Raw genomic sequence first — 7,852 nt, forward strand, 5'->3', positions numbered from 1 at the left:
AAGCCTGTCGGATGGTAGGTAGCCTTGTTTCCATAACGAAACTGCGGATGGATGCTCGGCAGTTTCGATGGGTGGAATGAACACAAGCAGCATTTTGGGAGGCCACGAGGTCAGATGAACGCGATCAAGACTACCATCAAGTCGGGCAAGACGGTCGTCGGTGCGGCGGGGGCGCCGAACGTGGATGTGGCGATGCTCGCTGATGCCGGATTCGACTTTATGTTGTTCGACACGCAGCATTCCCCATGGGAGATCAAGCAGTTGCAGCCGGCTATTCAGTCGCTGCGCGGCAAGCAGGCGGCGCCGATCATCCGCGTCGCGGCCAACCAGGCGGATCAGATCTGCTTCGCGCTTGATGCTGGGGCGCGTGGTATCATCGCGCCGATGGTCAATACGCGTGCGGAGGCCGAGGCGATGGTGCGCGCCTGCCGTTACTACCCGCTCGGCAATCGCAGCAATGCCGGGGTGCGCGGCGAGTGGGGCGAGTTTGATCGGTACCGCGACTATCTTGATACGGTGAATAACGAGCTCGTTATCGTGCCGATGATCGAGACCAAGCAGTCGCTGGAAAACCTCGATGCCATCGCCTCTGTTCCGGGTGTCGATGTGCTGCTCATCGGCCCGTCTGATCTGTCTATCGAGCTCGATGTGCCGCTGGACTATGCCTGCGACACGTATCAGCGCGCGCTTGATAAGATTGCACAGACGGCAGCGAAGCATGGGATCGCTGCGGGAATGTATTTCATTCCGCCTGGGATGGACCCGAATTTCTTTGTCGATAAGGGGTTCAAATTCTTCACCATGCCCTGGGCACCTTGGGCCGCGGCGGGGATCCAGAATGCGCTGACCGGGATCAAGCGCTAACAGGGGGCTGAACAACGCTGATGGCGGGGGAAAGAGCGACAGGGCTCTGCCCCTCGATACTTGGATCACGCGGCGTTGAGGCCATGGCCGGGGCCAGGATGGGCCGGCGCGCCGCGCGGTGATTCCACTCCGGCCCAACATCCTCTAGCATTCTCGTCATTCAAAGGAACGGAACACCATGCTCGTTGAACAACGCACCTACACGCTGCATCCTGGCACGGCCGGGCAGTATCTCAAGCTCTATGAGACCGAGGGCATGGCCATTCAGAAGCCCATTCTGGGCCGCCTGGTGGGTTATTATCAGACCGAATTCGGCACGCTCAATCAGGTCATCCATATGTGGGCCTATGAGAGCCTGGATGAGCGCGCCGCCAAGCGCGCCCGCCTGGGTGCCGATCCGGCCTGGCAGGCCTATATTGGCAAGACCCGGCCGCTGATCATCACCCAGGAGAACAAGCTGCTCATTCCTGCGCCCTTCCTGACGGTGAAGTGGCAGGACTGAGCGCTTCATGCCGCCGGGCGCGCGCATTTTGGTCACCGGCGCGGCAGGCTTCGTGGGCAGCCATCTGCGCGATGCCCTGCGTATGGCCTTTCGCGATGCCTGGCTGATCGCCGCCATCCATCGCCGCCCGGCGATGGGCTGGGATGAGAGCGTGCCCCTCGACCTTGCCGATGCGGCGGGGTTGGCGGGTCAATTGGCGGCGATTGCCCCTGATGCGGTGGTGCATCTGGGTGCCCAGGCGAATGTGGCGCAGAGTTTTCAGGATGTGGCGGCAACCTGGGAGGCCAATCTCACCGCCACCCTCAACCTTGGTGCCGCGCTGATGGAGGCCCGGCCGGCATGCCGGCTGCTGTTTGCCTCCACCGGCGAGATTTATGGGCTGAGCTTCCAGCAGGGCGTAGCGCTGGATGAAAATGCGCCGCTGGCACCGGGCAACCCTTATGCCGCGGCCAAGGCGGCGGCGGATATCGCGCTGGGCGAAATGGCGCTGCGGGGCCTGGCGGTGGTGCGGATGCGGCCATTGAACCATGTCGGCCCTGGCCAGTCCGAGGGTTATGCGGTGGCCGCCTTCGCCCGGCAGATTGCGCTGATCGAGGCCGGGCGGCAGGCGCCGGTGATGGCGGTGGGGGCCTTGGAGCGCTGGCGGGATTTTCTTGATGTGCGCGATGTCTGCGCCGCCTATGCCCAGGCGCTGGCACAATGGGAGAGGCTGCCCAATGGCGTTGCGCTCAATATCGCCTCAGGGGTGCCACGGCGGATTGGCGATGTTCTGGCCGGGCTGCTGGCCCGCTCGGACAGGGTGATCCGGGTGGAGGAGGCGGCGCATGCGCTCAGGCCGAATGACGTCATCCGCTCGCTCGGCGATGCGGGGCGGGCCCACGCTATGCTGGGCTGGCAGCCCATGATCGACTGGGAGACGACGTTGGATGATGTGCTGACGGATTGGCGGGCGCGGGTCTGACGTTAGAGCAGCTTTATCCGCTCAAACGGCATCGTTTGAGCGGATAAAGATGCAGGCTAAACAAAGGCTTAGAGCCTGTGCAGTGAGCCGTGGCGCACCCCACGCGCGGGTTACGCCTTGCGCAGCAGGTCGCGCAGTTCGGCCGCCACGGCATCGAGTGCCGCCATGGCGGCATCAATACCCTGGGGCGTGGCATCGGCCCCGGCCACGCCGGCGCCATCATCACTCAGCAGCCGCTGCACGCCCTTGATGGTATAGCCCTGGCTATAGAGCAGTCCGGAAATCCGCCGCAGCAAGGCGATATCCTCAGGCCGATAATACCGCCGCCCGCCGCCGCGCTTAAGCGGCTTGAGCTGCGGGAACTTGCCCTCCCAGAAACGCAGCACGTGCTGCGGCACGTTCAGCTCCTCGGCCACCTCACTGATGGTGCGGAAGGCCTGTGCGGCCTTCTTGGCGCGGGGTTCGGGGGTGATCGGCTCAAGCTGCAGGTCGGGCATGACGGCCTGCAATGTCATTCGTCAGCCCCGGCACGCGGCAGCTTCTCATGATTGATGCGCGCCTTGAGCATCTGGCTGGCACGAAAGCTCAGCACCTTGCGTGGGGTGATGGGCACTTCCACCCCGGTCTTGGGATTGCGGCCAATGCGCTGGGCCTTCTGCCGCACCGCGAAGGTGCCAAAGGCGGAGATCTTCACCGGCTGGCCCTGACCCAGCGCCGCGGACATGCGCAGCAGCACCGCCTCCAGCAAGGCGGCGGATTCGTTACGGGAAAGGCCGACTTCCGCATAGATAGCTTCAGCCAATTGCGCTCTGGTGAGTGTTTGCATCGTCGAACTGAGGCCCTGCAAGTGTATGTGAGGACAGCAAAGCCCCTATATGGGCCAAAGGTCAACCTTTGCTTTTCAATGCAGTCCGCCGCGGAGGCTTCAGCCGGCGCGCAGCGCCGACCGTGCCTCGGCCACTGAGCGCAGCGTCGTGAGCCATTCCGCCATCGCCTGCTGTGAGACGGTGGGCAGGCGCGAAATACGCTGGGCGACGCCTGCAAGGTCACCAGCGGCCAGGGCAACCCGCGCGGCGTTGATCTCTTCCTCAGCGGCGCTGCTCCATTGCGTCTGCGGCGCGCGGCGAAGGCTGGCCATCGCGCTGACATGCGACCAGGCCGTCTCGACCACGCCGATACGGGCATGGGCGGCGCTGCGGGCGGCGCGTGCTGCCTCTTCAAAGCCTTGGCTGAGCTGCGCGGGGGTTGGCGCGCCCACGGTTGCAAAGCGCTGCAGCGGCGCGGGCGGCGTGGGCATGATGGCGAGGATGGGGCCGAGCGGGCGACCGGCATTGAGGGCGTTGCGCAGCGCCTCCTCCGTCACCCGCGCGAGCAGGCGAGCCTCAAGCTGGCCGAAGCGGCGCTCCAATTCGGCCACTGATGTGGAAAGCCGGGCGTCGATGCGGCGATTGCTCTCGGTCTCGGCCTGGGCGAAGCGGCTCTCCAACAATTGCTCGAGCGGGCTAGGGCCAGCGACCGCTGCCTGGCCCGTCGCGCCGCTGGCGGGAAGCCGGGCGACTAGGCCTTCAATCGTTTCCAGTCGCTGAGCCAATTGTGCCAGCCGGGCCTCATCGGCACCCGCGGCGCGGTTCTGGGCCGGGCGGAGGGCCATGATGAGCAGCAGCACAACCAAGACGCCGCCCATGGCGGGAAGCGCCCAGCGAGGGAGCTTGTTCCCGTTTTTGGCTGGGGCGGCAATGCTGGGAGAGGAGGTTTCGGTCATCGGTGGGGGCCTAGCAGCTGGAGCATGGTGTCATGGTCCGGGCGGCTGGCCACTTCGATTCCCCGCCAAGGCAGGTCGGCCAGCACCTGGGCGACACGTGGGCTGATGGCGATGGCGCGAATAGACGCAACCCTCGCCGCGAGCCCAGCATCTCGCAATTGCGTGATACAACAAGCCGCCGAGCGGGGCGAGAGGAAAAGCGCCTGCGATACCAAATCGTTATATAATGCCGCCTGGGCTGCGGCCGGCATGGTTGCGGCGGGTTCGGCGGCATAGGCCAGGCGGCGAAGCACAATAAAACCGGCCGAACGCAGCGCTTGCGCCAGATCCATCGCATAGCCCTGCCCCACCGCGAGCAGCAGCGGGCCATCGGCGGGGCGCAGCCTTGCCCGCACCAGCGCCAGCAGCGCCGCAGCATCGCCACCCGCCGCGGTGACGCGGGTGTGACCATGCGCGCGGGCCTGCGCCGCACTGGCTTCACCCACCGCGAAGACCGGGGGGCCGAGCGGCAGGGCGGGGGCGGCGGCGCGGCTGGTGATGAGCATGGCTTGCACCGGGGCCACCGTCAGGGCGCGCGGGCGCAGCCGAAGGGCCGGAGCCAGCACCGGCTGCCAGCCCAGCCTGGCCACGGCGGCGGCGGTCTCGGCGCAGCCGGGCTCGGGCCGGGTGACCAGCACCCCGCGCGGCGGCGCTTCAGCCAAAGATATCGGCCGGGCTATCGGCGCGCAGCTCGGCGCCCAGCGCCTCACCCAGCGCCACGGCATCCTGGGCCTGGCCCTCGATTGAGCGGCGGAGGATGAAGCTGCCATCGGCGCGCGCCGTCAGCCCATCCAGTCGCAGCCGGCCATCGGGCAATAGCCGGGCATGGCCGCCAATGGGGGTACGGCAATTGCCATCGAGTGCGGCGAGCAGCGCACGCTCGGCCCGGCTGACGGCGCGGGCCTTGGGATCCTCGACCGCGGAGAGGAGTTCATGCAATTCGGCGTCGCGGGCGCGCAGGGTGACGCCCACAATGCCCTGGCAGGCGGCGGGGAGCATGATCTCGGGGGCCAGGATGGCCGCTGCCTCGCCCTCCAGCCCCAGGCGCTTGAGCCCAGCAAGGGCGAGCAGCGAGCCGGCAAAGGCGCCCGAGCGGACCTTGGCGAGCCGGGTCTGCACATTGCCGCGAATGGTCTCGACGCGCAGATCGGGCCGCAGCGCCAGAAGCTGGGCCTGGCGGCGGAGGCTGGCACTGCCCACCAAAGCGCCCTGGGGGAGGCTGGCGAAGGGGTTTTCCGGGTCGGCCTCGCCTTCGGGCAGGATCAGCACATCGCGCGCATCCTCCCGCCTTAGGGTGCAGGCCAGCACCACGCCGGCGGGCAGCTCGGTCTCCAGATCCTTCAGCGAATGCACCGCGAAATCGATCCGGCCATCGAGCAGCGCCTCATGGATTTCCCGGGCGAAAAGGCCTTTGCCGCCGATTTCCGATAGCGGGCGGTTCTGGATGGCGTCGCCGGTGGTGGCGATGGCGTATTCGCGAAACGCATCGAGCCCGCGCAGCACCGGGCAGACCGCCATGATCTGCTCGAGAAACGCCCTTGTCTGTACCAGCGCCAGCGGGCTGCCACGGGTGCCCACGCGCAACGGCAAACCAGGCATGCCCGAATGCGTGCGCGAAGCTTGGGGGCTGGAGGTGGCGGTTGACATCGCGGGGCTATAGAACCGCAACACAATGAACAAAAGGGCACCCATCCTCGGAATCGAAACCAGCTGCGACGAAACCGCAGCCGCGGTGCTGGACGCGGATGGCCGGATTTTGGCCGAGGCGGTGTATTCGCAGTTGCAGGAGCACGCGCCCTTTGGCGGCGTGGTGCCCGAGGTGGCGGCGCGCGCCCATCTGGCCCGGCTGCCCGGGCTGGTGCGCGGCGTGATGGCCGAGGCGGGGCTGGGCTTTGCCGAACTCGGCGCGGTGGCGGCGACGGCGGGGCCGGGGCTGATCGGCGGGCTGATTGTCGGTGCCACCTATGCGAAGGGCATTGCCATGGCGCAGGGGCTGCCTTTTGTGGCGGTGAACCACCTCGAAGCCCATGCCCTGACCGCCATGCTGACCGAGCCTGGCACGCGCTTTCCCTATTTGCTGCTGCTAGTCTCAGGCGGGCATTGCCAATGCGTGGCGGTGCGGGGGCTGGGGGATTACCGCCGGCTTGGCAGCACGCTGGATGATGCGGTGGGCGAGGCCTTCGACAAATCCGCCAAGCTGCTTGGGCTGCCCTGGCCGGGTGGGCCGGCGCTGGAGCGGCTGGCCGCGCGCGGCGACCCGCGCGCTGTGCCCCTGCCCCGCCCGCTGCTGGGCCGGCCGGGCTGCGATTTTTCGTTCAGTGGCCTCAAGACCGCAGTCTCCCGCGCGGTACAGAAGGGTTTTGCTCCGGCCGATATTGCCGCGGGTTTTCAGGCCGCCGTGGCCGATGTGCTGGCCGATAGGGTGCGCCATGCGCTGCGGATAATGCCCGAGGCCACGGCGCTGGTGGTGGCTGGCGGTGTGGCCGCCAATGGCGCCGTGCGGCAGGCCCTGGCGGGCGAGGCCATGCGGGCGGGGCTGCCGCTGCTGGCGCCGCCTATCCGGCTGTGCACCGATAATGCCGTGATGGTGGCCTGGGCGGGGTTGTTGCGCCTGCGCGCGGGGCTGAGGGATGGCTTTGACCATGCGCCGCGGCCGCGCTGGCCGCTGGAGGAATTGGCGCCCTCGGCCTGAGAGAATCCCTCGCCTCTCATCGCCTATGGCCGGGGTGCCACGCGCCTCATATCCGCATGGCCGGGCGGCCGGGCACGGGGCGATAGCCTTCAGGCGCGGGCAAGGGCGGGGTATTGGGCGGTGGGGAGGCGCGCAGGGCCAAGAGGGCACCGGCGGCGAATTCAATCGCCGCGCGCCATTCCGCAGGGGTATCGGCGGTGCGCAGGATGATCTGCACATAGCGGTCCACCACGCTGCCCATGCAATGCACCATGATGCTGGGGGGGCCGGGGTCAGTGGTGTCCAGCGTCCAGCAGCGCAGCAGGGTCTCATTGTCGCGGCGGATGATGGAGCCATGGCGCAGGCTCACCTGCACCTGGCGTGCGCTAGCGGCCAGCCGCGCGCCATCCAGCGCCTGGGCGAAGGCCAGGGCGAAGGCTGGGCTGTCTGGCCCCGGCGCGCCCGAGGGGTCGGATTGCTCGGGCACCTCGACCACACCCCGGCCTGGCCCGGCAGGCTGTTGGTAGGGGTTGAAGCTGCCGCGCAGGGCGCCGTGCACGGTCAGCACAGCCGGGGGGCCTTCGCGGTGATAGCTGCCGATGATGTCCGGCAGGGGCTGGAGGGCAGCATCGCGCGCTGGGGGCATCATCGGCGCCTGACAGGCCACCAGCGGGAGCAGGATAAGGGCGAGGCAACTTCGTCGCATTCACCAGAAATGGCGGCCGGCCCAGTTTTTCGCAATGGCACAAAACCCGCATGTGATCGGCGATGAGTGGGAAAGAGACATCATGCGCATCGCGGTGATCGGAACGGGTGTTGCCGGCAGCCTGCTGGCCGAGATGCTGCAGGGGCACAGGGGCATCACCCTCGATGCTTTTGACCGGCTGGCGCCGGGCGAGGAGGCGGAGGCGGGCACCGGCCTCAATGTCGGGCCCAATGCGATGAAGGCGCTCCGGCTGCATTTGCCACAGCGCCATGCCGCGGTGCGCGCCGCCGCCCTGCCCTGGTCGCGCTGGACCATAGAGATGGCGGATGGCGAGCGGCTGTTTGACC

At 67.4% G+C, this 7,852-nt stretch carries 11 protein-coding genes; 5 read left to right on the forward strand and 6 right to left on the reverse strand.

Annotated features, from left to right (window positions below):
- The first annotated feature begins 114 nt into the window (after positions 1 to 114).
- From ABWP84_RS12640 to ABWP84_RS12650, 3 genes are all read left to right on the forward strand, one after another.
- On the forward strand, positions 115 to 864 hold the full coding sequence (locus ABWP84_RS12640) for an aldolase/citrate lyase family protein (protein WP_353212395.1): 750 nt from the start codon (positions 115 to 117) through the stop codon (positions 862 to 864).
- Between the two features lie 178 nt (positions 865 to 1,042).
- Positions 1,043 to 1,366 carry an NIPSNAP family protein gene (locus ABWP84_RS12645; protein WP_353212396.1) on the forward strand — a complete coding sequence of 108 codons (324 nt, stop codon included), beginning with the start codon at positions 1,043 to 1,045 and terminating at the stop codon, positions 1,364 to 1,366.
- Positions 1,367 to 1,373: 7 nt separating this feature from the next.
- On the forward strand, positions 1,374 to 2,327 hold the full coding sequence (locus ABWP84_RS12650) for a GDP-mannose 4,6-dehydratase (RefSeq protein WP_353212397.1): 954 nt from the start codon (positions 1,374 to 1,376) through the stop codon (positions 2,325 to 2,327).
- A 110-nt stretch (positions 2,328 to 2,437) separates the two neighbouring features.
- Here the strand turns inward: ABWP84_RS12650 and ABWP84_RS12655 are convergent, their stop codons facing one another.
- The 5 genes from ABWP84_RS12655 to hemC all read right to left on the reverse strand — a co-directional run bounded on the left by ABWP84_RS12655 (position 2,438) and on the right by hemC (position 5,775).
- Positions 2,438 to 2,842: a MerR family transcriptional regulator gene (locus ABWP84_RS12655; RefSeq protein ID WP_408904269.1), complete on the reverse strand. Its 405-nt coding sequence runs from the start codon at positions 2,840 to 2,842 to the stop codon at positions 2,438 to 2,440.
- Positions 2,839 to 3,153 carry an integration host factor subunit alpha gene (locus ABWP84_RS12660; RefSeq protein ID WP_353212398.1) on the reverse strand — a complete coding sequence of 105 codons (315 nt, stop codon included), beginning with the start codon at positions 3,151 to 3,153 and terminating at the stop codon, positions 2,839 to 2,841. Before ABWP84_RS12660 ends, ABWP84_RS12655 begins: the two co-directional genes overlap by 4 nt.
- Before the next feature lie 99 nt (positions 3,154 to 3,252).
- Positions 3,253 to 4,011, reverse strand: coding sequence for a hypothetical protein (locus ABWP84_RS12665; protein ID WP_353212399.1), 759 nt, complete (start codon positions 4,009 to 4,011; stop codon positions 3,253 to 3,255).
- A gap of 74 nt (positions 4,012 to 4,085) precedes the next feature.
- Entirely contained in the window at positions 4,086 to 4,790 is a 705-nt protein-coding gene (locus tag ABWP84_RS12670; protein ID WP_353212400.1) for a uroporphyrinogen-III synthase, read from the reverse strand.
- On the reverse strand, positions 4,783 to 5,775 hold the full coding sequence (gene hemC / locus ABWP84_RS12675) for a hydroxymethylbilane synthase (RefSeq protein ID WP_353212401.1): 993 nt from the start codon (positions 5,773 to 5,775) through the stop codon (positions 4,783 to 4,785). Before hemC ends, ABWP84_RS12670 begins: the two co-directional genes overlap by 8 nt.
- A 25-nt stretch (positions 5,776 to 5,800) precedes the next feature.
- Here hemC and tsaD point away from each other — a divergent pair, with 25 nt between their 5' ends.
- Positions 5,801 to 6,820, forward strand: a complete 1,020-nt coding sequence (gene tsaD, locus ABWP84_RS12680) for a tRNA (adenosine(37)-N6)-threonylcarbamoyltransferase complex transferase subunit TsaD (protein ID WP_353212402.1) — start codon at positions 5,801 to 5,803, stop codon at positions 6,818 to 6,820.
- Between the two features lie 46 nt (positions 6,821 to 6,866).
- On the opposite strand, the gene ABWP84_RS12685 is transcribed toward tsaD, so the two are convergent.
- The gene (locus tag ABWP84_RS12685) at positions 6,867 to 7,505 is read right to left on the reverse strand and encodes a hypothetical protein (protein ID WP_353212403.1); all 639 of its coding nucleotides are present in this window, start codon (positions 7,503 to 7,505) and stop codon (positions 6,867 to 6,869) included.
- Between the two features lie 34 nt (positions 7,506 to 7,539).
- Here ABWP84_RS12685 and ABWP84_RS12690 point away from each other — a divergent pair.
- A partial coding sequence (locus tag ABWP84_RS12690) for a hypothetical protein (RefSeq protein WP_353212404.1) occupies positions 7,540 to 7,852 on the forward strand: 313 nt, incomplete at its 3' end.

Origin of the sequence: Rhodovarius sp., from assembly GCF_040399605.1 — a bacterium.
GTDB lineage: Bacteria > Pseudomonadota > Alphaproteobacteria > Acetobacterales > Acetobacteraceae > Rhodovarius > Rhodovarius crocodyli_A.

Coding starts and splice junctions, on each gene's coding strand:
- ABWP84_RS12640 (WP_353212395.1), top strand. CDS start 115: ATGAACGCGATCAAGACTACCATCAAGTCGGGCAAGACGGTCGTCGGT.
- ABWP84_RS12645 (WP_353212396.1), top strand. CDS start 1,043: ATGCTCGTTGAACAACGCACCTACACGCTGCATCCTGGCACGGCCGGG.
- ABWP84_RS12650 (WP_353212397.1), top strand. CDS start 1,374: ATGCCGCCGGGCGCGCGCATTTTGGTCACCGGCGCGGCAGGCTTCGTG.
- ABWP84_RS12655 (WP_408904269.1), bottom strand. CDS start 2,842: ATGACATTGCAGGCCGTCATGCCCGACCTGCAGCTTGAGCCGATCACC.
- ABWP84_RS12660 (WP_353212398.1), bottom strand. CDS start 3,153: ATGCAAACACTCACCAGAGCGCAATTGGCTGAAGCTATCTATGCGGAA.
- ABWP84_RS12665 (WP_353212399.1), bottom strand. CDS start 4,011: ATGGGCGGCGTCTTGGTTGTGCTGCTGCTCATCATGGCCCTCCGCCCG.
- hemC (WP_353212401.1), bottom strand. CDS start 5,775: ATGTCAACCGCCACCTCCAGCCCCCAAGCTTCGCGCACGCATTCGGGC.
- tsaD (WP_353212402.1), top strand. CDS start 5,801: ATGAACAAAAGGGCACCCATCCTCGGAATCGAAACCAGCTGCGACGAA.
- ABWP84_RS12685 (WP_353212403.1), bottom strand. CDS start 7,505: ATGCGACGAAGTTGCCTCGCCCTTATCCTGCTCCCGCTGGTGGCCTGT.